Raw genomic sequence first — 23,148 nt, forward strand, 5'->3', positions numbered from 1 at the left:
TAACGAATCGAACCAGGTACGTAAAGCCGTTTTGCCAAAATTCCGACTTTACGGCAATAGGGTGTACGGGCTAGTCTATAGGGCGCAAGGCCTTACGGCCGTTCGCAATGCCATAATTAAATCCACAGGGAAGACATGAAAAGCAAACCCGTATTAAGCCTTACCGACGTGCAAGCCATCCTGGCTGCCGCTGCGCAGCATGCTGTCACGCATCAATGGGCCGTGACCATTTCGGTGGTCGATGACGGTGGACATCTGCTTGGGCTGACGCGGCTGGATGGCGCTGCACCGATTTCGGCGCAGATTTCTCCGGCCAAGGCAAGGTCCGCAGCCTTGGGGCAGCGCGAAACCAAATCCTATGAAGACATCATCAATCAGGGCCGCACGGCATTTTTGTCTGCGCCCGGCCTGGATGGCATGCTGGAAGGCGGCGTACCCATTATTGTGGAGGGTCAGGTCGTGGGCGCCGTGGGCGTATCCGGGGTGAAGTCCAATGAAGACGTCGACATCGCCCGCGCCGGAATTGCCGCGCTGCAAGCATGAACCACCGTCCGACCCAAGCATCGGACGCCCCGCAGGATGAACGCGCCCCAGAAGGGCGCGTTTTGCGCTCCGCGCTCAACTCGGGGGTTACCCGTCGTGAGGTCTGGGCATGGGCCATGTACGACTTTGCCAATTCGGGCTACACCACGGTCGTCCTCACCACGGTATTCAGCGCCTACTTCGTCGGGGTGGTGGCGGCCGGCAAAGATTGGGGCACCCTGGCCTTTACCGGGGCCTTGTCGCTGTCTTATTTACTTGTGATGTTGACGATGCCCACGCTGGGCGCCCGCGCGGATGCCAGGGCGGGTAAACGCCGCTTGCTGTTCACCAGCACGGTGGGATGTGTGCTCGCCACCCTGCTGCTGGCCTTCACTGGGCCGGGAGACATCGCCTGGGGTCTGTTTGCGCTGGCCTTGTCCAATTATTGCTACTGCGTTGGCGAATCCATTATTGCGGCATTTTTACCCGAGATCGCCAAGCCCACCGCGCTGGGTCGTGTGTCGGGCTGGGGCTGGAGCTTCGGATATTTTGGCGGCATGCTGACCCTGGGCTTGTCGCTGGCGCTGGTATCGTGGGCCAGCGACGCCGGCCAAACAGCAAGCCAGTACGTGCCTAATGTGATGGTGTTGACGGCTGTCCTGTTTGCCGTGGCTGCCATTCCCTCATTCCTTTTTCTGCGCGAGCGCACGCCGGCCAGCCGGGCACCGGCGCAGGGCATGTTCGCCCGGTTGCATGCAGCCTGGAAGGAAACCGGCCACTCCTATACTGACTTTCGCACATTGCTTGTGTGCGGCGCTTTCTATCATGCCGGCATTTCTGTCGTCATTACGCTGTCAGCCGTCTATGCCACGGAGGCGATGGGCTTCACGATGGCCCAGACCATGATGCTGGTCTTCACGGTCAATATTGCCGCTGCCGCAGGTGCCTTCCTGTTCGGCTATGTGCAGGACCGCGTCGGACACAAGCCGGCGCTGGCCGTCACCCTGATCGGCTGGATGGTAATGATAGGGCTGGCTTATGTGGCCGTGCAGCCCTGGGTATTCTGGCTCGCGGCGACCGTGGCGGGCTTGTGCATGGGCACCAGCCAAAGTGCGGGGCGTGCAATGGTCGGTGCGCTGGCCCCTGGGCAGCGTCTGGCAGAGTTCTATGCACTGTGGACCTTCGCCACCCAGCTCGCGGCGGTGGTCGGGCCCTTGTGCTATGGCATCGTGACCTGGACAACCGGTGGCAATCATCGCCTGGCCTTGCTGTTTACGGGTCTGTTCTTCCTGGTGGGATTAGCCGTATTGACAAGGCTGGATTTTGATCGTGGCGCCCGCGTGCGCGATACTATGGGTAAACCCCAAGCTGCCGCCCTGTGACAAAAATTGTCCGGTTTTTCCGAGCCTTGTCAGCATGATGTAAGCCTGGCGCGCTACGGTGGATCAAAAAACCGACAACATACTTTAAAAAGGAGCCATCAGATGTCAACCGAAATAGAATCCGTACTAATAGAGAATCGGGTTTTTCAGCCGTTTCAAAACCTGGTCGAAGGCGCGGCCATATCGGGCATGCAAGCGTATGAGGCACTATGCGACGAGGCGCGCAAATCGCCCGATGCCTTCTGGGACCGCCTGGCACGCGAAAACCTGGTCTGGCAAAAGCCTTACACCAAGGTGCTGGATGAGTCCGAAGCGCCGTTCTATCGTTGGTTTGGTGATGGTCAACTGAATGTCTCGGCAAACTGCCTGGACAAACACCTGAACACCCCAACCGCCAATAAAACGGCGCTTATTTTCGAATCGGACGATGGCAAGGTCATGACGGTGACCTATAAAGCGCTGCATGCTCGGGTGTGCGAGTTCGCCAACGGCTTGAAGGCCCTGGGGCACAAGACGGGCGAGCGCGCCATTATTTATATGCCCATGTCCATCGAGGCAGTGGTGGCCATGCAAGCCTGCGCGCGGCTGGGCATCATCCATTCGGTGGTTTTTGGCGGCTTTTCATCGAAAAGCTTGCAGGAACGTGCGGTAGACGTTGGCGCCACGCTCGTCATTACCGCCGATGAACAGGTGCGCGGCGGCAAGGCCATCCCCCTGAAGGCGGCGGTCGACGAGGCGCTGGCCATGGGCGGCTGCGAAGCAGTGCGGCACGTGGTTGTGTACAAGCGTACCGGTGGGGCCGTGCAGTGGCAGGAAGGCCGCGACGTCTGGATGCACGATGCCAGCGCCAACCAGCCGGCAGAATGCGAGCCGGTGGCGCTTGACGCCGAACACCCCCTATTTATTCTGTATACGTCCGGTTCCACCGGCAAGCCCAAGGGTGTGCAGCACGCCGCCGCCGGCTTCCTGCTGTGGGCGCTGTTGACGGTGAAATGGACCTTCGACTCCAAGGACAGCGATGTCTTCTGGTGCACGGCCGACGTCGGCTGGGTAACCGGCCATACCTATATCACTTATGGGCCGCTGGCCGCCGGGCTTACCCAAGTGGTGTTTGAAGGCATACCGACCTATCCGAATGTGGGTCGTTTCTGGGAAATGATCCAACGTCACAAGGTCACCGTGTTTTATACGGCGCCTACGGCGATCCGGTCATTGACCAAGGCGGCCGAGTCGGCGCCCGAATATCATCCGCGCGAATACGATTTGGGCAGCTTGCGCATTATCGGGTCGGTGGGCGAGCCCATCAATCCCGAGGCCTGGATGTGGTACTACACCAATGTCGGGCGCGAGCGTTGCCCGGTGTTGGACACATGGTGGCAGACCGAAACCGGCGGGCACATGATCACCCCCTTGCCGGGCGCCACGCCGCTCAAGCCTGGCTCGTGCACCTTGCCGCTGCCCGGCATCGAGGCTGCTGTGGTGGACGAGTCCGGTGCCGAGGTGGGGCGCGGCAAGGGTGGCTTCCTGGCCATCAAACGCCCCTGGCCAGGGATGATACGCACCATCTGGAACGATCCCGAACGCTTCAAGAAAAGCTATTTTCCGCCGGAGCTAAAAGGGTATTACCTGGCAGGTGACGGCGCCCAGCGCGACACCGATGGCTATTTCTGGATAATGGGCCGTATCGACGATGTGATCAATGTGTCGGGCCACCGCTTGGGCACCATGGAGGTCGAGTCTGCCCTGGTTGCTCACGAAACCGTGGCCGAAGCAGCTGTAGTCAGCCGACCCGACGCGACCACCGGCGAAGCCATCGTTGCGTTTGTGGTGCTTAAGCAAACGCTGCCGGCCGGCGAAGACGCTGATCGCATTGCCAAAATGCTGCGCGACTGGGTGGCCAAAGAAATCGGCCCTATTGCCAAGCCCAAAGATATCCGTTTCGGCGAGAATCTGCCCAAGACACGTTCGGGGAAGATCATGCGCCGCCTGCTGCGGGTTGTGGCTAAAGGAGAGACCGTTACGCAAGACGTCTCCACACTCGAGAATCCGGCCATCCTGGATCAGCTGTCACAGGCTCACTAAGCGTGTAGGCCGCAGCAGTCGCTGCGGCTGCTTGCTCGGGCGGGATGGGGTGATATATTGTGCGCATCATTACTTGCCCCTAATAATCAGGCTACGGCCTGATTTTTCTTTTCATCGTATCGCGGAGATTATCTTGAAAGCTGGCCAACCGGATCGCGGCGCGTTGGGGTTGATGGCTCTTACCGTTGGCCTGTGGGGCTTCAGCTGGATCGTGATGAAGACCATGGTGCCCTTGATCGGCCCATTCGATCTGGTGATGTGGCGTTACCTTATTGCGTTCCCGGTGTTGCTGATCATGCTGCTGGCCACCCGTCAGACGCTGGCCTTTCCGCCGCTATGGCTCACCTTGGGTACGGCGGTCTTCCAGACCATGGCCTTTCAGTGCCTTTCTCAACTGGCCCTGGTTACGGGCGGTGCCGGTCATGTGGTCATGCTGGCCTACACCATGCCATTTTGGATGGCTCTGTTCGCCTGGGGGCTCCTGGGCGAGAAGCCCACGAAACGTCACGTAGTCGGCTTTGTGCTGGCCGGAGTCGGGCTGACGGGCATCATTGCGCCCTGGCAGGGCCTGGGGTCGCTGACCGCCTCTTTCATTGCCTTGGCCGGGGGCGTGTGCTGGGGGTTGGGCGCCGTCCTGGCCAAGAAAATGTTCCAGCGCCATACCCTTAACGTGCTGACCGTTACGATGTGGCAGATGCTGCTGGGGGCCGTCCTGACCTGGCCGTTTACCTTGATTATTCCGCAGCGCCCCATTGTGTGGGGATGGGAGTTAAGCCTGGGCCTGGCTTACATGGCCGTGGGCGCATCCGCATTGGGGTGGTGGTTGTGGATGTCGGTGGTGCGCCGCGTGAGTGCTTCGGTGGCGGGTATATCAAGCCTGGGTGTGCCGGTGCTGACGGTCATCCTGGCCTGGCTGCTGCTGGACGAGCGGCCTTCTGCGGCCGAGGTGGGCGGTATCGTCTTGATTTTGGCGGGGCTGGTCATCGTGACCTCGGCCGGCATGCGGCGCCGTTTGCCCGGCGCCGCCCGCCGATAGCGCCTACATGCCGTTGTAGACGGGGCCTTCGCCGCCTTGCGGCGCCACCCACACAATATTCTGGGTAGGGTCCTTGATGTCGCAGGTTTTACAGTGCACGCAGTTCTGCGCGTTGATCTGCAAGCGATCTTCGCCGGCATCTGTCTTGACGAACTCATACACGCCGGCGGGACAGTAGCGGGCTTCGGGACCTGCATACTTGGCCAGGTTGACCGACACAGGTATGGAAGCGTCTTTCAGTGTCAGGTGTACGGGTTCGTTCTCTTCGTGGTTGGTGTTTGAGATAAACACCGAGCTGAGTTTGTCGAAGGTGAGCTTGCCGTCCGGTTTCGGATAATCAATCTGCACGCATTCAGATGCCGGCTGCAAACAGGCGTGATCCGGCTTGCTATGGTGCAAGGTCCAGGGCATTTTGCCCTTCAGCAGCCATTGCTCCACGCCGGTCATCAGCGTGGCGATGGTACGGCCCTTCTTGAACCACTGCTTGAAGTTGCGCGCCTTGTTCAGTTCAGCATGCAGCCACGATTGCTCGAAGGCGACAGGGTAATCGACCAGTTCGTCGTGGCGCCTGTCGGCCAGGATGGCCGCAAAGGCGGCCTCGGCGGCCAGGGCGCCTGTCTTGATGGCCGAGTGGCTGCCCTTGATGCGCGAGGCATTCAGTACGCCGGCCTCGCAGCCCACCATCACGCCGCCGGGAAAACAAAGTTTGGGCAGCGACAGCAGGCCGCCGGCGGTGAGCGAGCGCGCGCCATATGCAATGCGCTTGCCGCCTTCAAAGGTGGGGCGGATGGCCGGATGTGTCTTGTAGCGCTGGAACTCTTCGAAAGGAGAGAGCCACGGGTTGGCGTAATCCAGTCCCACGACCAGTCCGACCACTACGATGTTGTCCGACAAGTGGTACAGGAACGATCCGCCATAGGTGTCGGCATCCAGCGGCCAGCCGGCGGTATGAACCACCAGACCGGGCTGCGATTGCGATGGGTCGACTTCCCACATTTCCTTGATGCCTATACCGTAGCTTTGCGGATCGCGTCCTGCATCCAGCTTGTAGCGGTCTATCAGTTGGCGGCCCAATTGACCGCGGGACCCTTCGGCAAAGACGGTATAGCGCGCATGCAGTTCCATGCCGGGCTGGTAGTGGGCGGTGGGCGTACCATCGCGGGCCACGCCCATGTCGCCCGTTGCGACCCCTTTCACGGCCCCGCTTTCGGTGTAAAGGATCTCGGTTGCGGCGAAGCCGGGAAACAGATCGACGCCCAGCGCTTCGGCCTGCTCGCCCATCCAGCGCACGACATGGCCCAGGCGGACGATGTAGCTGCCGTGGTTCTTGAAGCAGTCCGGCAATAGCCAGCCGGGTGTCGCGCGGGCGCCCTTGCTGGAGAGAAATAAAAATCTGTCTTCGGTGACCTCGGTTTGTATCGGCGCACCCTTTTCTTTCCAGTCGGGTATCAGCTCGCTGAGTGCCTTGGTGTCCATGACGGCGCCCGAAAGAATATGGGCCCCCACTTCAGAGCCTTTCTCGAGCACACAGACGCTGATTTCCTGCTCGCGCTGGGCGGCCAGTTGTTTCAGTCTGATGGCTGCGGCCAAGCCGGCCGGGCCAGCGCCCACGACGACGACGTCGTATTCCATTGATTCACGTTCAGCCATTGATGAGATCCCCCGTAACGATGTCTATGGCAATATGGCTGCGCCAGGCGCTGCTGTTTGGGCGTCAATTGTATTGCAGAGTTTGCTGCGTATCGAATCGTCGGGCCAACGGCGCCTGATCAGCGCAGTTATACTGATTGTTGCACTGATGACCGCGTAGGGTGTTAGCACATGCCAGCAAGCGTTTCCTCTTCACTACCGCCGCTGGGCGGCGTATTTCATACGGCCATGCCGGTGCGGTGGGGCGATCTCGACGCCCTCAACCACGTCAATAACACGGTATATCTGCGTTTCTTCGAAGAGGCGCGCGTGCGACTGCTGGCACGAGCCGGCATCGTGATGCCGTCGGACAAGGTGGGGGTGTTGGCCCACGTGTCCTGCGATTTTCTGAAACCCCTGATGTATCCGGCCGTGGCGGTGGTCACCCAGACGCTCAAGCGGGTGGGGCGATCCAGCCTTGATATGCAGGTCTCCCTCGAGCGCGAGGATGAACCGGGTGTAATCTACGCCAGAGGCAATTATGTGCTGGTTTGTGTGGACGCAGCCAGCGGCAAATCGGCAGCCTGGGACCCCCAGGAGCTTGCCCAGTTGGCCAGCGCTCTTACCTACTGAATATTTTCAATGTTAATTAAGGATAGGACTAATGGATAAAGTCTACGCAAGCGCCCAGGATGCGCTGAAAGACGTCGTTGCCGACGGCCAGACCATAGGCGTTGGGGGCTTCGGGCTTTGCGGCATCCCCGAAGCGCTGATCGCGGCACTGCGCGATTCGGGCGTTCAAAATCTTACATGCGTGAGCAACAACGCGGGCGTTGATGGCTTCGGCCTGGGCCAATTGCTGAGCACCCGCCAGATCAAGAAGATGATCGCCTCGTACGTGGGCGAGAACAAAGAGTTCGAACGCCAGTTCCTGGCGGGCGAACTCGAACTTGAATTTACGCCGCAAGGCACCCTGGCCGAGAAACTGCGTGCCGGTGGCGCGGGTATTCCGGCCTTCTTCACACGCACGGGTGTGGGCACCATGGTGGCGGATGGCAAGGAAATTCGCGAGTTCGACGGCGAACAGTACGTCATGGAACGGTCCATTGTTACGGACGTCTCGCTGGTCAAGGCCTATAAGGCCGACCGCAGCGGCAACCTGGTATTTCGCAAGACGGCCCGCAACTTCAACCCGAACGTAGCCATGGCCGGCAAGATCACCATCGTCGAGGTCGAAGAGATCGTCGAAACAGGCGCCTTTGATCCGGATGAGGTTCATCTGCCGGGTATCTACGTGCACCGCATCGTGCTCAACGCCAACCCCGAGAAGCGCATCGAACAGCGCACCGTCCGTAACACGCAAGGAGCTTAACAATGGCCTGGAATCGCGATGAAATGGCAGCGCGCGCTGCCCGTGAACTGGAAGATGGATTCTATGTGAACCTGGGTATCGGCATGCCGACACTGGTCGCCAACCATGTGCCCAAGGGCGTGGAAGTCTGGTTGCAGTCCGAGAATGGATTGCTCGGCATCGGGCCGTTTCCAACCGAAGACGAAATCGACGCGGATCTGATCAACGCCGGCAAGCAAACCATCACAACCTTGCCAGGCTCTTCGATCTTCGCCTCGGCCGACTCGTTTGCCATGATCCGGGGCGGCAAGATCAATCTGGCCATCCTGGGGGCCATGCAGGTTTCCGAGAAAGGCGATCTGGCCAACTGGATGATTCCGGGCAAGATGATCAAGGGCATGGGCGGCGCCATGGACTTGGTCGCGGGTGTGGGCAAGGTCGTTGTACTGATGGATCACGTCGCCCGCAAGAAGGACGGTACGGAAGACATCAAACTGTTGCCCGAGTGCACCCTGCCGCTGACCGGGGTAGGGGTGGTCGACCTGATCATTACCGACCTTGGCGTCATGGAAGTCGGCGAAGATGGCCTGAAGCTTATTGAAATCGCCCCCGGGGTTACCGTGGACGAAATCAAGGCCAAGACGGCCGCCAAGCTGGACGTTTCCAGCGTTTCCTGATTTTTTCAGGTCTGGAAATAACGGCGCCTGCCCATCCGGGACAGGCGCCTTGTCATTCATCATCAAGGAACGACGTGCATCCGTCCATTTTTTCCCAGCGTATCCAGGCATTGCGCAGCGCCATGGCGATACGCGCCATCGACGCCTGCGTGATCTTGTCATCGGATCCGCATCTGTCCGAGTACCTGCCCGAGCGTTGGCAAGGCAGGCAATGGCTCAGCGGCTTCGATGGCTCGGCGGGTACGCTGCTGGTGACGGCTGACTTTTCCGGTCTGTGGACGGACAGCCGCTATTGGGAGCAGGCAGGCAATGCGCTGGCGGGCACCGGTATCGAAGTGATGCGCGCCGGCGCACCCGACGTGCCGCCGCCGGCCGGGTGGCTGGCTGACACGCTACCCGCCGGCAGCCGGGTCAACATCGATGGCAAGGTGCTGGCCGTGCAGGCCCATCGCCAGTGGCAAAAGACGCTGACCGATGCAGGCATCGCGCTGGACTGCAGCGTAGATGTGCTGGACGATATCTGGGCTTCAAGGCCCTCTGCCCCGCATGCGCCGGTTTACGAGCATTTGCCGCCTTACGCGTGCCGCGAGCGCGCCGGCAACCTCAAGGCCGTGCGAGCCGCGATGGCGGAACACGGAGCGCAGTGGCATCTGCTGTCCACGCTTGATGATATTGCATGGCTGCTGAATCTGCGCGGTGCGGATGTACCGCATAATCCTGTGTTTCTGTCTTATTTGTTGATAGGGCCGGACAGCGCGCAGTTGTTCATTGCTTGCGGAAAAGTGGATGCCGCGCTCATGCAGCGTCTGGAACACGACGGCGTGCAGACCTTGCCCTACGAGCAGGCGGCCTCCGTGCTGGCCTGCCTGCCTGAAGACCAGACCCTGCTTGTCGACCCGGCGCGCAGCACGCTTGCCAGCCTGCAAGCTGCCGCATTCGTCGGCAAGGCGGAAGCCATCAACCCCTCGCAATTGCTCAAGTCACGCAAGAACGCGGCAGAGATCGAGCATGTACGTCGCACCATGGAGCAGGACGGGGCCGCACTATGCGAGTTTTTCGCCTGGTTCGAGTCGACACTGGGGCGCGAGCGCATTACGGAATTAACCGTTGACGAGCAAATAACCGCAGCTCGTGCGCGGCGTCCGAATTTCGTCACGACCAGTTTCGACACCATTGCGGCTTTTGGCCCCAATGGGGCCATGCCGCACTACCGCGCCACCGAAGGCGCGCACGCGGTCATCGAAGGCGATGGCCTGTTGCTGATCGACTCGGGCGGACAGTATCTTGGGGGCACCACCGACATCACACGTGTGGTGCCGGTGGGGCAGCTGGGCGATGACGAGAAACGCGACTACACCGCCGTGCTCAAGGGCATGATTGCCTTGTCGCAGGCGGTGTTTCCCCGCGGAACTGCGTCACCGCTATTGGATGCGATTGCCCGCATGCCGATCTGGCAGACCGGCGCGGACTACGGCCATGGCACCGGCCATGGCGTCGGCTATTTCATGAATGTCCACGAGGGGCCGCAGTCTATTGCCTATCGTGCCACGGTGACACCGCATATGGCGATGGAGCCAGGCATGATCACGTCTAACGAACCGGGTCTGTATAGGCCCGGGCGATGGGGCATACGGATCGAAAACCTGGTGGTGGCCGTCCCGGCGGTCGAAACGGAGTTCGGTGAGTTCCTGAAATTCGAAACGCTGACGCTGTGTCCCATCGACACCCGATGCATCAAGGTGGCGATGCTGACCACAGCGGAACGCGAGTGGCTCAATGCTTACCACGACGAGGTGCGTCGCCGCCTGTCGCCACTGCTGCACGGAGACGCCTTGGCGTGGCTGACAGAGCGCACGGCTGCCCTTTGATCACGCACGTTCGCAGGCGCCGTCGCCCGCTTGAAACCAGAAATTTCAAGCGGTACGGAAAATAAGCGGCCGGCTCCCGGCTATAATCCAAATTTCCCGCTCCTGCCCGGTCGCCCGGGCATGCACATAATGACTAAATACGTATTTGTCACGGGAGGAGTCGTATCCTCTCTGGGTAAGGGCATTGCTGCTGCTTCTCTGGCTGCCATCCTCGAATCGCGGGGACTGCGCGTCACCCTCCTGAAGCTGGATCCCTACATCAACGTCGATCCGGGCACCATGAGCCCCTTCCAGCACGGCGAAGTCTTCGTTACTGAAGATGGCGCCGAGACGGATCTGGATCTGGGCCACTACGAACGCTTCATCTCCACGCGCATGCGCAAGGTGAACAACTTCACGACGGGGCAGATCTACGAATCGGTCCTGCGCAAAGAGCGGCGGGGCGATTACCTGGGCAAGACCGTGCAGGTCATCCCCCACATTACCAACGAAATTCAAGACTTCGTCGCACGCGGCGCAAAGTCAGCCTGGGATGGCGCGACCGATGTCGCCATTGTCGAGATCGGCGGTACGGTAGGCGACATCGAATCGCTGCCTTTCCTTGAAGCCGCAAGGCAAATGAGCTTGCGCCTCGGTCGCAACAATGCCGCCTTTGTCCATCTGACGCTGGTGCCTTTTGTTGCCTCGGCCGGCGAACTCAAGACCAAACCCACGCAGCACTCGGTAAAGCAGTTGCGCGAAATCGGCATCTATCCCAACGCCTTGCTGTGCCGCGCGGATCGTCCCATCCCGGAAGAAGAGCGCGCCAAGATTTCGCTGTTCTCCAACGTGCCGCTGGACGCCGTCATTTCCGTATGGGATGCCGATTCCATCTACAAGATTCCGTCCATGTTGCACAAGCAAGGGCTGGACAATCTGGTGTGCGATGCGCTGGCGCTGACGCCTCCGCCTGCGGACCTCACCATGTGGGACCGCTTGGTCGACGCCTGGGAAAACCCCGAGCACGAGGTTCGCATCGGTATGGTGGGCAAGTATGTCGACCTGACCGAATCGTACAAGTCGCTTAGCGAGGCGCTCGTGCATGCCGGCATTCATACCCGTTCGCGCGTGGCGATCGAGTACCTGGACTCCGAGCAAATCGAGACCGACGGCGTAGCCTGCCTGGAAGGCCTGGACGCGATTCTCGTGCCGGGGGGCTTTGGCAAGCGCGGCACCGAAGGCAAGATCAAGGCCATACGCTACGCCCGAGAAAACGGCGTGCCTTACCTGGGCATCTGCCTGGGCATGCAGTTGGGCGTGGTGGAATTCGCCCGTCACGTGGTGGGGCTGGGCGGCGCCAACAGCACCGAGTTCGATCCGTCAGCGCCGCACCCTGTAGTGGCATTGATCACCGAGTGGCAGGATCGCGAAGGCAAGATCGAGAAGCGTGATCAAACCTCCGACCTGGGCGGCACCATGCGCAAGGGCGCGCAGCGTTGCCCGGTCAAGCCGGGCACGCGTGCCAACGAGATCTACGGCAATGAAGTCAACGAGCGCCATCGTCACCGCTACGAAGTCAACAATGTGTATGTGTCGCGACTGGAAGAGGCCGGTATGGTGATCAGTGCGCGCACACCCACCGAGAACCTGCCCGAAATCATGGAACTGCCGGATCACCCCTGGTTCATGGGCGTGCAGTTCCACCCGGAGTTCACCTCCACGCCGCGCGACGGGCATCCCTTGTTCTCCAGTTATATCCGTGCTGCAATCGACTATCAGGAGCGGCGCAAGGAACAGTCATGAAGTTATGCGGATTTGAAGCCGGGCTCGACCAGCCCTTTTTCTTGATTGCCGGTCCTTGCGTGATCGAATCGCGCCAGATGGCCTTTGATACCGCCGGCGCCTTGGTCGAGTTAACCGGCAAGCTGGGCATACCCTTCATCTATAAAAGCTCTTTCGACAAGGCCAACCGCAGTTCCGGAAAGTCCTACCGCGGTCCGGGCCAGGATGAAGGTTTGCAGATATTGGCCGACGTGCGCGCCCAGTTGGGCGTGCCGGTGCTGACCGATGTGCACACCACCGAGCAGGTCGCGGCTGTGGCGGCCGTGGTCGATGTGCTGCAGACGCCCGCATTCCTGTGCCGACAAACCGACTTCATCCACGCCTGCGCGGCAACGCTTAAACCGGTCAATATCAAGAAGGGCCAGTTTCTGGCGCCGCACGATATGGCGCAGGTGGTGGCCAAGGCGCGCGCGGCGGCGATCGAGGCGGGCGGCGACGGCCATAACATCATGGTTTGCGAGCGCGGTGCGTCTTTCGGCTACAACAACCTGGTGTCTGACATGCGCTCGCTGGCCATCATGCGCGAGACACAGGCGCCTGTCGTCTTCGACGCCACCCACTCCGTGCAATTGCCGGGCGGGCAGGGCACGACCTCGGGCGGTCAGCGCGAATTCGTACCGGTATTGGCGCGCGCAGCGGTGGCGGTCGGTATCGCGGGCCTGTTCATGGAAACGCATCCCAACCCGGATCAGGCGCTGTCCGATGGCCCCAACGCCGTGCCGCTGCACGAGATGGCGGCCTTGCTGGAATCGCTGCAAAACATAGACCGCTGCGTCAAGTCCAGCGGCGTACTTTCCTGACGAGTCCTTATGTCCACTGCGTATATCATTGCCAACGTATTCGTCAGCAACCCGGAAAAATACGAAGAGTATCGTCGGTTCTCCACGCTGGCGATGCGCGCCCATGATGTAAAAGTGCTGGTGCGCGGGGGCAAGACCGAGGTCCTCGAAGGGCGCGACCCGGGGCGCACTGTGGTACTGCAATTTACCAGCATGGCCGCAGCGCGGGCGTTTTATAGCTCCGCGCAGTACCGCCGCGCGCGCAATGCCCGCGAACGTGCGGCCATCATGCATATGTATATCGTCGAAGGCGTGTAGCTTACCGGCCTTGGCACAACGCAGTCGTCTTGTCGAGGCATGCGATATGGGATTAAAATGATTGACTAGTCAATCGTTGATAAGTCCACCAATGCCGTCCATCGAACCTCTCAACGCCCCCGAGTCCGGTCGCATGCTGTCGGTCCGCCAATCGCTGCTCGCCATGCTGGGGCTGTGCTTTGTCACGATGATGGTAGCCGTTGACCAGACCGTCGTTGGTACGGCCCTGCCAACTATCGTTGCCGAGCTGAATGGCTTCAAGCTCTACGCCTGGGTAGCCAGCTCTTATCTGCTGGCGTCGGTCATTACCATACCGATCTTCGGTCGATTAGGCGATTACTATGGCCGCAAGCCGTTTGTGGTCGCCTCCATTGTGGTCTTTACGATTGCCTCCATTCTGTGCGGCATGTCGAACACCATGCTGCAACTGGTGTTGGCCCGAGGGTTGCAAGGGGTGGGCGGCGGTATGCTGATAGGTACCGCCTTCGCCTGCGTTCCCGACCTTTTTCCCGATTCGCATGTACGCCTGCGCTGGCAGATATTGCTCAGCTCGGCTTTTGGCATTGCCAATGCGTTTGGTCCCTCGCTGGGGGGCCTGCTGACCCAGAACGCCGGCTGGCGATCCGTTTTCTATGTCAACGTCCCGATCGGCATAGCGAGCCTGTTCTTTATATGGCGTTTTCTGCCCCACATCCGGCAAGTTCAAACTGGCGCTATCCACCTGGACTGGCAGGGCGCGATACTCGTCGCCCTGGGTTTGGGCGGCTTGCAGATGTTCGTGCAGTTCCTGCCTCAGCAGGGCGCCAACCTGCCCATGGTGCTGTTGGGGCTGGGCACCTTGCTGGTGTTCGCCGCGCTCGTCTACTGGGAAAAGCGATGCCCGCAACCCTTGATCCCCTTGGACATGTTCAAGAACAAAAGCCTGGCCGCACTTTTTTCGATGTCGGTGTTTGTCGGCTTCATCATGTTTGCCCTGCTGTTCTATCTTCCACTATTGATGCAAGGCGGGTTCGGGGCGAACCCGCAGCAGGTCGGATTGCTGATTACGCCCCTGGTGGTGTGCATCACCATAGGCAGCGTCCTGAATGCGCGCATCATTGTCCGGCTTTCACGCCCCAATCACATGCTGTACGCCGGCTTTGCCTTGCTGGTGGTGGCCTGCGCCACGCTATCGTCCGCGCAGCACACCACGCCGGTGCCCCTGTTGATTGCATATATGGTTATGGCCGGCCTCGGGTTGGGTTTTGTGATGCCTAACCTGACGGTGTTCGCTCAGGAGACTGCGGGGCGCTCATTACTGGGGATTTCCACCGCCATGCTGCAGTCCATGCGCATGATAGGCGGGATGTTGGGCACCGCCATCGTGGGCACAGTGGTCAGTCATTATTATGTGGAAAGTGTGCGCAAGGCGGTTCCGCAAGGGGAAGGCACCACCTGGATCGCCCAACTGGAAGACCCTCAGGTGCTGGTTAACCATGCCATACAAAGCGATTTCATGGGGGCGCTGTTTCGCCAGGGGCTCAATGGTGAATCCTTCATCGAGCTTGCCAGGCTGGCCTTGGTATCGGCGATCCACTCGGGACTGTTCCTTGCGATGTTGGTGGCCATCGTGGCTCTGGTGTGGGTGTACCGACTGCCGCGGGTCACCCTGAGCCGCAGTGCAGGCAGCGCTGTGCAGCCCAGAACGGAGAAGCCGCTTGAGTGATTTTCTCGAACTGCAGGCCATACAGCAGTTGGGCCGGACCTACCGCAGCCTGATGTCGGCTTTCGAGGCCGAGCTGGGCCACTCCATGGCGCGCTGGCGTATTTTGCTGACCTTGCATCAGTCTGGCGAGCTCTCGCAAAAGCAACTGGCACGAACGCTGTTCATGGATCCGGCGGCCCTGACGCGCCAGATCAAGACTATCGAAACGCAGGGTTGGATCACGCGGCGCAGCGACGCGGACGACAATCGCTTGACCAATGTGGCGCTTACACCGGCCGGTCAGGATCTGGTCACTCAATGCATGCCGCGGCGCACCGCCTTCATCAAGAACGCCTTTGTCGATCTATCCGCCGCCGAGATCAAGGCGTTGGAGGCCATGCTGCACACGGTCGATCAGCGGCTGAAGCGGATGCCATAAAATTTCACGACTTTTCCCGACTATCTGGACATCACCGTAGTTCGCCCGGGTACAATCGGGCGTTTGCGGCTGTTCTTGCACGCGTCAATCGCGGCTGACGCCAGGCACGCAAACCTTCTTTCCGGCGTAACTTACATTCAGGCAAGGCATCAATCATGAGTGCAATCGTAGATATCATTGGACGCGAAATATTGGATTCACGCGGTAATCCCACAGTCGAGTGCGACGTACTGCTCGAATCGGGTGCAATGGGTCGAGCGGCTGTACCGTCCGGCGCATCGACCGGCTCCCGGGAAGCCGTCGAGCTGCGCGACGGCGACGACAAACGTTATTTGGGCAAGGGCGTGTTGCTGGCCGTCGAAAACCTCAACACCGAGATCTCCGAGGCCCTGATGGGCCTGGACGCGCAAGAGCAAACCTTTGTTGATCGCACCCTGATTGACCTTGACGGCACCGAGAGCAAGGGCCGCCTGGGCGCCAATGCCATCCTGGCTGCCAGCATGGCTGTGGCGCGTGCCGCGGCTGACGATTCCGGTTTGTCCTTGTATCGCTATTTTGGCGGCAGCGGCCCCATGCAGATGCCGGTACCCATGATGAATGTCATCAACGGTGGCGCGCATGCCAACAATACGCTCGATCTGCAGGAATTCATGATCTTGCCGATAGGCGCCTCCAGTTTCCGCGAATCGCTGCGTATGGGTGCGGAAGTCTTCCACGCCCTTAAAAAACTCATCAACAAGCAGGGCATGTCCACCGCCGTTGGCGACGAGGGCGGCTTCGCTCCCAACGTGTCCAACCACGAGGCCGCCATCCAGCTTATCTTGCAGGCCATCTCCGAGGCCGGCTACGAAGCCGGTTCGCAGATCGCGCTGGGCCTGGACTGCGCCAGTACCGAGTTCTACCGCGACGGCAAATATCACCTGGCCGGCGAGGGCGGTGTGGCGCTTACCTCGCAGGACTTCACCAATCTGCTGGCAAGCTGGTGCGACAAATACCCCATCATCTCCATCGAGGACGGCATGGCCGAAGACGATTGGGAAGGCTGGAAGCTGCTGTCCGACCAGTTGGGCAAACAGGTGCAACTGGTGGGCGACGACTTATTTGTTACCAACACCAAGATCCTCAAGCAAGGCATCGATCAGGGCATCGCCAATTCCATCCTGATCAAGATCAACCAGATCGGCACGCTTACCGAAACCTTCGCCGCCATCGAGATGGCAAAACGCGCGGGCTATACCGCTGTCATATCCCATCGCTCGGGCGAAACCGAAGATTCCACCATCGCCGATATCGCGGTGGCGACCAATGCCATGCAAATCAAGACCGGCTCGCTGTCGCGTTCCGACCGCATGGCCAAGTACAACCAGCTCTTGCGTATCGAAGAAGAGCTTGCCGAAGTGGCCTCCTATCCCGGCCGTGACGCCTTCTACAACCTGCGCTAGGCTCCAACCCGGCTTCGGTCGGGTTGTTTGTCTTGAACATGCGACTGCTTTTTCTTGTCCTGGCCGTGCTTACTCTCATTACCCAGTATCCTTTGTGGCTGGGCAAGGGCGGCTGGCTGCGCGTACAGGAACTGCACGCCAAGGTCGCCAGCCAGCAGGAAACCAACGAGGCGCTGGTAGCCCGTAACAATGCGCTGCAGGCCGAGGTACAAGACCTGCAGTCGGGTACCGCAGCCATCGAAGAGCGAGCTCGTACGGAACAAGGCATGATCAGGGAAGGCGAGGTCTTCGTCCAGATACTCGCGCCCCACGAACACGGCCCTGCCGTGATCACGCCAGACATTCCGGAACGCAAGGGTAATTAAACGTCGGCTGCCGCCAGCCTTACAGGCAGCATAGCGTCAGTCCGCAAGCGGGATCGCCCGGATCGGGCACAAGCCCTTCGCCGGGCACCGGTAAATCGGCGGGCCCGGGCGGCAGCAAGGTAGAGGGATTGCCCGGCTGCGGGGTGGTGGGGCCGGGCGTGCCGGGCGAGCCATCTGGTGCCCGCAGCATGGGTAGCCCCTGAACGATTTTGCCGCTGGCCGGCAAGGCCCAATTGACGGGATGCGACTGCATGCCCAGGGCAATTTCGTGCATGATGGGCAGGTAGCCGGACGCCAGGGCGCGCTGGCCGTAAGCGCCGTTTTTATTGCCCAGTGCCGACAGCAAGCCCTTGAAGCCAGGTACGATGGGCTCGTGCAAATATTGCAAACGCAGCACCAGCGTGTTGGCCTCAAAGACCGACTGGCCCGAGGCTGGTCCGCGGCCTTCCACCCAGCCCCGCGCGCGCTTACCCTGATCTTGCTCGAACTGATAGTTGTTATTGATGGCTGCCCGGCCGGCCGCGCCGGCTATGCGTAGTGCGGGGTCGGCATGGTCGTGGAAGGCTAGCGGCGAGGGTGAAAGCACCTGGACCTGCCATGGCGGCAGTCCGCTGCGTTGGCTGCGGCCGGCAAAGGCCGATTGCTGAGCCAGCTTGCGGCTGGCCCGGTTGCCGCCGGCAAAGAGCGGTAGCAGGGCGTCTTCGAAGGCTTGCTCCAGTGCTCGCGGACGGCCGTGTCCGGTACTGGCTGCCCGGGCGCCTTGCAGCAAGGCAAGGCTGATAGCCTGGCGCGCCAGCATCCAGCGGGCAAGCTCGATGCTGCCCAAACCCAGAAACAATACCGGCACCGCTGCGATCGTGAACTCGATCATGCTGGTGCCCCGTTGCGTTCTCATGGCGCCAGTGTGCTGGCGTTTGTGGACGAGGTCGATTGTGGATAGTGCTTAAGGAAGCTCCGAACAGGTCCCTTAATGCACCGAGCCATCCTCGCCCTGGGTCGGCCCCAGGTTGTCGACGAACAGGCTGACGCAATCTACCGCATCGAATTCGTAGGGCTTGCCGCAGAAATTGCATACGACGTCAATTTTCTCGCGTTCGCTGAGGATGTCTTCGACCTCTTCGCGGCCCAGGGCGCGCAGCATATTGGCGACCCGCTCTCGGGTGCACGGACAGTGCCAGCGTACCGGCTGAGGATCGAAGGCAATCAAGTCTTCCTGCCAGAACAAGCGGTGAACCAGCGTGTCGGTATCCAGATCGAGCAGCTCTTGCGTCTTCACCGTTGTTGCCAGATGGTTGATGCGCTCCCAGGTTTCCTGTCGCGCATCCACGCCTTCGGATTGCAAACCACCATGGTCGGGCAAGCGCTGCAACAGCAGCCCTGCGGTGTGGTCGCTGCTGGAGGCCAGCCACAGCCGGGTGTCCAGTTGTTCGGAGTCGCGCATATAGTCTTGCAGCACCTCTGCCACGGTGTCGCCTTCCAGAGGAACGACGCCCTGATACGGTTTCAGGTCGGTGGTTTCGCGATTGGGGTCCAGCACCACGATAAAGCGGCCATTGCCCTGTGTGTTCAACAGGTTCTGCAGACCGCCCTCAGTAGGGATCTCGTGGCCTTCGCGCAGGGTGGCCGTGGCGCGTATGGAAAGGTCTGCGGTGCACTCCACCACTAGCAGAGCGACTGGCCCATCGCCTTGCAATTGCAATACCAGCGAGCCGTCGAACTTGATGTTGGAGGCCAGCAGAACCGCCGCGGAGACCAGTTCGCCCAGCAGTTGCTGTATCAGCACGGGGTAGTGCTGATGTGACAGCCCGGTGCGCCAGGATTCGGTCAGCCTTACGGCCTGGACCCGGGTACTGTGGTCGGGCAGGAGATACTTTTTAAATTCGTCAGTCATGGGCTAATTTTAGCCCATCCGTACCTCGCGCCCCGTGGCAGCAGCGTGCTTGCGCCCGGCATGCCAGTAGTCGCCATCGGCATCGATACGCGCCAGATGGCTAGTCAAATACCAGTCGTTGAGATATCGGTTTTCCGTTGCGGCCGGGTTGCGCCAGTAGCCGAGAAACAGGGCGGGATCGGGATGGCCATGCATATCGTTGCGGTGGACGGCGAGCTCGCCGACGGCGTCGGTCCGGCAAGGCTGTCCCTGGTCGTCGAGCACGGCAAGCTGATGACCGGGATAAGGCCTGCCCATGCTACCGGCCTTTGCCGGCCACTTGCGGAAACTCTGGCCCATCAGGTAGACCGCTTCTGGCATGCCAAACGCAGCGTTGGCGGTGGTGTCCAGGGCATCCTGGCACCATTCGAAAAGCATCGGCTCTATGGCTGGGCCGGCCACGGCCAGACCACGCAAACTGAGGTGGAAGCGTTCGCGTGGCAGGGGATAAGCATCCATCATGGCTTGCAACTGCTCGGCGGTGAGCAGTGTATTGGTAATCCGGTAGCGCTCCATGATGTCCAGTGCCAGGGCGGCGTCGAAGCTGCCGGGGGCGCCCACGACAGCATGGCCAAAGTACAGCGTAGGCAGCAAGGTGCCGAGCAAGCCGGCGGCTGTTGTCCAGGCGGCTGGGCTCCAAAATACATCGCCTTTCTTGGGAAACCAGTTCTGGGAAGCCACGAAGCCGGGCATGGCGCCTATCAGGGCGCGGTGAGGCAGCAGCACACCCTGCGGCACACTGAGCAGGCCGGGCGAATACAGCAGCAGTGCAGGGCTGTGCGCACTGGTCGCCACGCTGCGGAAGGCAGTAGGCTGGCGTGCCAGCAGGCTGCGCCACGGTATGACGGCCTCATGCTGCAGATCCACCCCGACGATTTGCGTCAGGCCGGGGCACTTGGCCTGGGCTTGGAGCACCCCGGGGCCCGCGATGGCGTCAATAACGGCAACACGCGCATCGGCATTGTGCAGGCAGGCTGCCAGGAAATCACCGCTAGCATCGGCGCCCAGCGGTACGCTGATGCCCCCGACGCTGAAAACTGCCATGCAGGCCGCGACCGCCTCGGGGCGTTTGGCCATGACGACCGCCACGCGATCGCCCGGCTGTACTCCCATGCGGACCAAGCCGTTCGCCAATTGATTTGCCGTGTCGGACAGGCGCGAATAGGTCCAGACTTCGCGTCGGCCGGTTTCTGTTTCGTGGAAAAGGGCAATGCGCCTGCCTTCGAGCGGGTTTTCGGCCCACCGATGCGCGCACGCGTCAGCGATGTTGAATTGAGTAGGGACTAGCCAGTGGTAAGACGAGTACAGCGCCGAATATTGGTCGTTCATTGTCTTTGAATTCAACGGAGGCACGGCAGCGTGCAAACTGCTGCAGCCTGAAGCATGAACGACAAGAAGATTCTGTGCAATCCCTACGTTGGATAAAGCGAATTACCCTAGGGTTTATACGGGGCAGGCTTTAGACTTTCTGAACATCCAGCAGACGAGTGCCCAGCAAGCGGTCATGGAGGAACTGGCTTTCAGGGTCGAACCAGCTCCAGACGAAGATGCTGAAGGGGGCAAAAACGATAAGCAGATCCGTCGAACTGTAGCCCGTGATGCGGGAAGCCCCCAACACTCCCAGCGCAGCCAGCAGGGGCAGTACCCAGGCCAGTACGTAACGCGCCATCAGGCGCGGCAGGGTGGACGGGGTGCCGTCTGCACCCGACAGCCGTATGTGCCAGGTCTTCATGGGCAGGGTCTGCCCGCGCATGCGCCAGCAAACAAGAAAGTAAATGCCGATAGCAATGAAAAGCGCCGCCTGCCGTCCATGCCGCAACATCAGGCCGTTGCGGCTTTGCGTCAGGGTGTCAAACAAATAGCTTGCCAGAAACACCACCGCGAACAACAGCACGCCTTCATACATCATGCAGGCAAATCGCCGGCGGCGACTGGCCAGACGAAGGGGAGGGGCGGCGCTATTTTGTTGCATTGCAATTCGGAGTTAGGAGGTCAGGCCGTATTATCCAACAAATCGGTCCAGACAAGAAAAAAGCCGCTGATAGCGGCTTTCGGGGCGCGGTATTGACCGCGCCGGCTTGCACAGCGCAAGATTAGCTGGCTGACTGCACCGGGTTGCCGGTGTTGGTAGCTTTTACGCTGTCCATAGCGCCAGTAAGGCGAGCAAACAATTTTTTGAGTGACACAACAGGCTTAAAGCGGAACTGATCTTCAATGGCTTGTGCCATCAATTGGCGCTCGAGTTCGTCGGTTAAGCGGGTGTCTGCATTTACGTTGATCATGGCTTTGGCCTCTCTCAGAAATGAACGTTTCGTTCAGGGTTAACCCTATTATAGGGGTAAACCCTAGAGAAAAGCAAGGTTGTTTGCTGCGCTGCACTAAAGCGTTGCAGAAGTACGACTATTTGGGTTTCCGGTAGCTGGCAGTCACCATCTCGAAGTTGAACAGGCGGCAATCCAGCGAGCCATTGTGCAGCGGGTAGCGGCGCAAGGGCTTGAGGCGCATGCGGCGGGGCAAATCCAGATCGCTCGAAATGATGCTGACCTGCCACCCGCTGTAGTGCTGCTTCAGGTTTTGCGCCCAGTCGGCCCATAGTGCGTCGTCTTCCTGCTCCAGCCGTTCGCCATAGGGCGGATTGGTAACAAGCCAGCCGGTATCGGCGGGCGGTCGCACATGCCTGGCATCGCCTACCTCGAAACGGATGGCGTCTGTCGTCAGCCAGGCGCGCTCCAGGTTGGCACGGGCTGCGTCTATGGCGTGCCCGTCCAGGTCGTAGCCAACAATAGGGCTTTCCAGTTGTGTGGCAATATGGCTGCGGGCGTCGTCCTTGATGTCGCGCCAGTGACGCGCATCGTGATTTCGCAGACGCTCGAAGCCAAAGGGTCGCCAAATGCCGGCCGGTACACCCAGCGCAATCCACGCTGCTTCGATCAGGATGGTACCGCTACCGCAGAAGGGATCCATCAGGGCTTGAGAGGGGTCCCATCCGGCCAGTGCCAGCAAGCCGGCGGCCAAATTCTCGCGCAGGGGCGCTTCGCCCTTCTCGAGGCGCCAGCCGCGTTTGAACAGCGACTCGCCCGAGGTGTCCAGGTACAGCGTGCCGGTGTCTTCGGTAAGGAACAAATGTACGCGGGCGTCCGGTCGGACGGTGTCGATGTCGGGGCGCTCGCCCTCTCGGTCGCGCAGCCGGTCACAAATGCCATCCTTGGCCCGCAGATTGCAGTATTGCAGGCTTTGCATGGGGCTGCGTATGGCAGAGGTGTCTACCCGCAAGGTCTGTTCGGCGCCGAACCATCTTTCCCATGGCGTATCCATGGCAAGGTCCAGAATGTCGTCCTCGTGGTGCACAGGCCCATGGTTGACTTCGACCAGTATGCGCGTTGCCAGCCGGGAATAAAGATTGGCCCGTAAAATGCCGGTCCAGTCAGCGTGAAACTGGCATCCCGCCCGGTCCGGGGTAGCGTCGTCAAAGCCCAGCGCCTGCATCTCGGCGGCCAAGGCATCTTCCAGGCCGTGCGGACAAGGAGCAAAGACGCGGAAGATTTCAGCGCGGGCCGGCGCGCGCGGTGAGCGCTCGCGATTACGCCGTGGCGGAGCCTCGCGCACACGTTCATCCGCCTCGCGCGCTGGCGCTGGCGCCGCTACGGGCAGGGCTGCCGGGGTCGGCTGCTTTTTCTCGCGTTCGCGTTCCAGTTGCGCGACCTGCCGGGCGCGAGCGCCGGCGCGCTTGGGGCGCTTCTGTTCGGCATCGGGGGCGGCGGCTGCGGGTTTCTTCTTCAGAGTCAGCGTCTTGCCGGGTTTGGTGTCAGACATGGTGTTCAGG

22 protein-coding genes are annotated in these 23,148 nt (G+C 60.6%); 15 read left to right on the plus strand and 7 right to left on the minus strand.

What is annotated here, in order from left to right; genetic code table 11:
* The first annotated feature begins 135 nt into the window (after positions 1-135).
* The 4 genes from CKA81_RS02475 to CKA81_RS02490 all read left to right on the plus strand — a co-directional run bounded on the left by CKA81_RS02475 (position 136) and on the right by CKA81_RS02490 (position 5,022).
* Entirely contained in the window at positions 136-543 is a 408-nt protein-coding gene (locus tag CKA81_RS02475; RefSeq protein ID WP_128353885.1) for a heme-binding protein, read from the plus strand.
* A complete protein-coding gene (locus CKA81_RS02480) occupies positions 540-1,904 on the plus strand; it encodes an MFS transporter (RefSeq protein WP_128353886.1) in 1,365 nt (454 codons plus the stop codon). The genes CKA81_RS02475 and CKA81_RS02480 overlap by 4 nt, the downstream gene beginning before the upstream one ends.
* 102 nt (positions 1,905-2,006) lie before the next feature.
* Positions 2,007-3,986 (plus strand): acetate--CoA ligase, encoded by a 1,980-nt coding sequence (gene acs, locus CKA81_RS02485; RefSeq protein ID WP_128353887.1) that lies wholly within the window; start codon positions 2,007-2,009, stop codon positions 3,984-3,986.
* A gap of 172 nt (positions 3,987-4,158) precedes the next feature.
* Positions 4,159-5,022 (plus strand): DMT family transporter, encoded by an 864-nt coding sequence (locus CKA81_RS02490; RefSeq protein WP_128356484.1) that lies wholly within the window; start codon positions 4,159-4,161, stop codon positions 5,020-5,022.
* Between the two features lie 3 nt (positions 5,023-5,025).
* Here CKA81_RS02490 and CKA81_RS02495 read toward each other — a convergent pair whose 3' ends face one another.
* Positions 5,026-6,672, minus strand: a complete 1,647-nt coding sequence (locus tag CKA81_RS02495; RefSeq protein ID WP_164878323.1) for an electron transfer flavoprotein-ubiquinone oxidoreductase — start codon at positions 6,670-6,672, stop codon at positions 5,026-5,028.
* Positions 6,673-6,843: 171 nt separating this feature from the next.
* On the opposite strand from CKA81_RS02495, the gene CKA81_RS02500 reads away from it, so the two are divergent.
* The 11 genes from CKA81_RS02500 to ftsB all read left to right on the plus strand — a co-directional run bounded on the left by CKA81_RS02500 (position 6,844) and on the right by ftsB (position 17,395).
* Positions 6,844-7,284, plus strand: coding sequence for an acyl-CoA thioesterase (locus CKA81_RS02500; RefSeq protein WP_128353888.1), 441 nt, complete (start codon positions 6,844-6,846; stop codon positions 7,282-7,284).
* Between the two features lie 31 nt (positions 7,285-7,315).
* A complete protein-coding gene (locus CKA81_RS02505) occupies positions 7,316-8,023 on the plus strand; it encodes a CoA transferase subunit A (RefSeq protein WP_128353889.1) in 708 nt (235 codons plus the stop codon).
* Between the two features lie 2 nt (positions 8,024-8,025).
* Positions 8,026-8,679 carry a CoA transferase subunit B gene (locus CKA81_RS02510; RefSeq protein WP_128353890.1) on the plus strand — a complete coding sequence of 218 codons (654 nt, stop codon included), beginning with the start codon at positions 8,026-8,028 and terminating at the stop codon, positions 8,677-8,679.
* A 122-nt stretch (positions 8,680-8,801) separates the two neighbouring features.
* Entirely contained in the window at positions 8,802-10,547 is a 1,746-nt protein-coding gene (locus CKA81_RS02515; RefSeq protein ID WP_237183413.1) for an aminopeptidase P family protein, read from the plus strand.
* A 129-nt stretch (positions 10,548-10,676) separates the two neighbouring features.
* Positions 10,677-12,329: a CTP synthase gene (locus CKA81_RS02520; protein ID WP_128353892.1), complete on the plus strand. Its 1,653-nt coding sequence runs from the start codon at positions 10,677-10,679 to the stop codon at positions 12,327-12,329.
* The gene (kdsA, locus tag CKA81_RS02525; RefSeq protein ID WP_128353893.1) at positions 12,326-13,168 is read left to right on the plus strand and encodes a 3-deoxy-8-phosphooctulonate synthase; all 843 of its coding nucleotides are present in this window, start codon (positions 12,326-12,328) and stop codon (positions 13,166-13,168) included. Before CKA81_RS02520 ends, kdsA begins: the two co-directional genes overlap by 4 nt.
* 9 nt (positions 13,169-13,177) lie before the next feature.
* Positions 13,178-13,465, plus strand: a complete 288-nt coding sequence (locus CKA81_RS02530; protein WP_128353894.1) for a DUF1330 domain-containing protein — start codon at positions 13,178-13,180, stop codon at positions 13,463-13,465.
* A 91-nt stretch (positions 13,466-13,556) separates the two neighbouring features.
* Positions 13,557-15,170: an MFS transporter gene (locus tag CKA81_RS02535; RefSeq protein WP_228255767.1), complete on the plus strand. Its 1,614-nt coding sequence runs from the start codon at positions 13,557-13,559 to the stop codon at positions 15,168-15,170.
* A complete protein-coding gene (locus CKA81_RS02540) occupies positions 15,163-15,588 on the plus strand; it encodes a MarR family winged helix-turn-helix transcriptional regulator (RefSeq protein ID WP_228255768.1) in 426 nt (141 codons plus the stop codon). The genes CKA81_RS02535 and CKA81_RS02540 overlap by 8 nt, the downstream gene beginning before the upstream one ends.
* Positions 15,589-15,743: 155 nt before the next feature.
* Positions 15,744-17,030: a phosphopyruvate hydratase gene (eno, locus tag CKA81_RS02545; protein WP_128353895.1), complete on the plus strand. Its 1,287-nt coding sequence runs from the start codon at positions 15,744-15,746 to the stop codon at positions 17,028-17,030.
* A gap of 38 nt (positions 17,031-17,068) precedes the next feature.
* Positions 17,069-17,395, plus strand: a complete 327-nt coding sequence (gene ftsB / locus CKA81_RS02550; RefSeq protein ID WP_128353896.1) for a cell division protein FtsB — start codon at positions 17,069-17,071, stop codon at positions 17,393-17,395.
* Between the two features lie 19 nt (positions 17,396-17,414).
* Here ftsB and CKA81_RS02555 read toward each other — a convergent pair whose 3' ends face one another.
* From CKA81_RS02555 to CKA81_RS02580, 6 genes are all read right to left on the minus strand, one after another.
* Positions 17,415-18,290, minus strand: coding sequence for a TadE/TadG family type IV pilus assembly protein (locus CKA81_RS02555; protein WP_128353897.1), 876 nt, complete (start codon positions 18,288-18,290; stop codon positions 17,415-17,417).
* 72 nt (positions 18,291-18,362) lie between these two features.
* Positions 18,363-19,286, minus strand: a complete 924-nt coding sequence (hslO, locus tag CKA81_RS02560) for an Hsp33 family molecular chaperone HslO (protein ID WP_128353898.1) — start codon at positions 19,284-19,286, stop codon at positions 18,363-18,365.
* 9 nt (positions 19,287-19,295) lie between these two features.
* Entirely contained in the window at positions 19,296-20,654 is a 1,359-nt protein-coding gene (locus tag CKA81_RS02565; protein WP_128353899.1) for an AMP-binding protein, read from the minus strand.
* A gap of 130 nt (positions 20,655-20,784) precedes the next feature.
* A complete protein-coding gene (locus CKA81_RS02570; RefSeq protein WP_128353900.1) occupies positions 20,785-21,297 on the minus strand; it encodes an RDD family protein in 513 nt (170 codons plus the stop codon).
* Positions 21,298-21,418: 121 nt separating this feature from the next.
* Positions 21,419-21,607, minus strand: coding sequence for a hypothetical protein (locus CKA81_RS02575; RefSeq protein ID WP_128353901.1), 189 nt, complete (start codon positions 21,605-21,607; stop codon positions 21,419-21,421).
* A gap of 118 nt (positions 21,608-21,725) precedes the next feature.
* The gene (locus CKA81_RS02580; protein ID WP_394342543.1) at positions 21,726-23,147 is read right to left on the minus strand and encodes a THUMP domain-containing class I SAM-dependent RNA methyltransferase; all 1,422 of its coding nucleotides are present in this window, start codon (positions 23,145-23,147) and stop codon (positions 21,726-21,728) included.
* Position 23,148 lies beyond the last annotated feature (1 nt).

This window comes from Pollutimonas thiosulfatoxidans, assembly GCF_004022565.1.
GTDB lineage: Bacteria > Pseudomonadota > Gammaproteobacteria > Burkholderiales > Burkholderiaceae_B > Pusillimonas_D > Pusillimonas_D thiosulfatoxidans.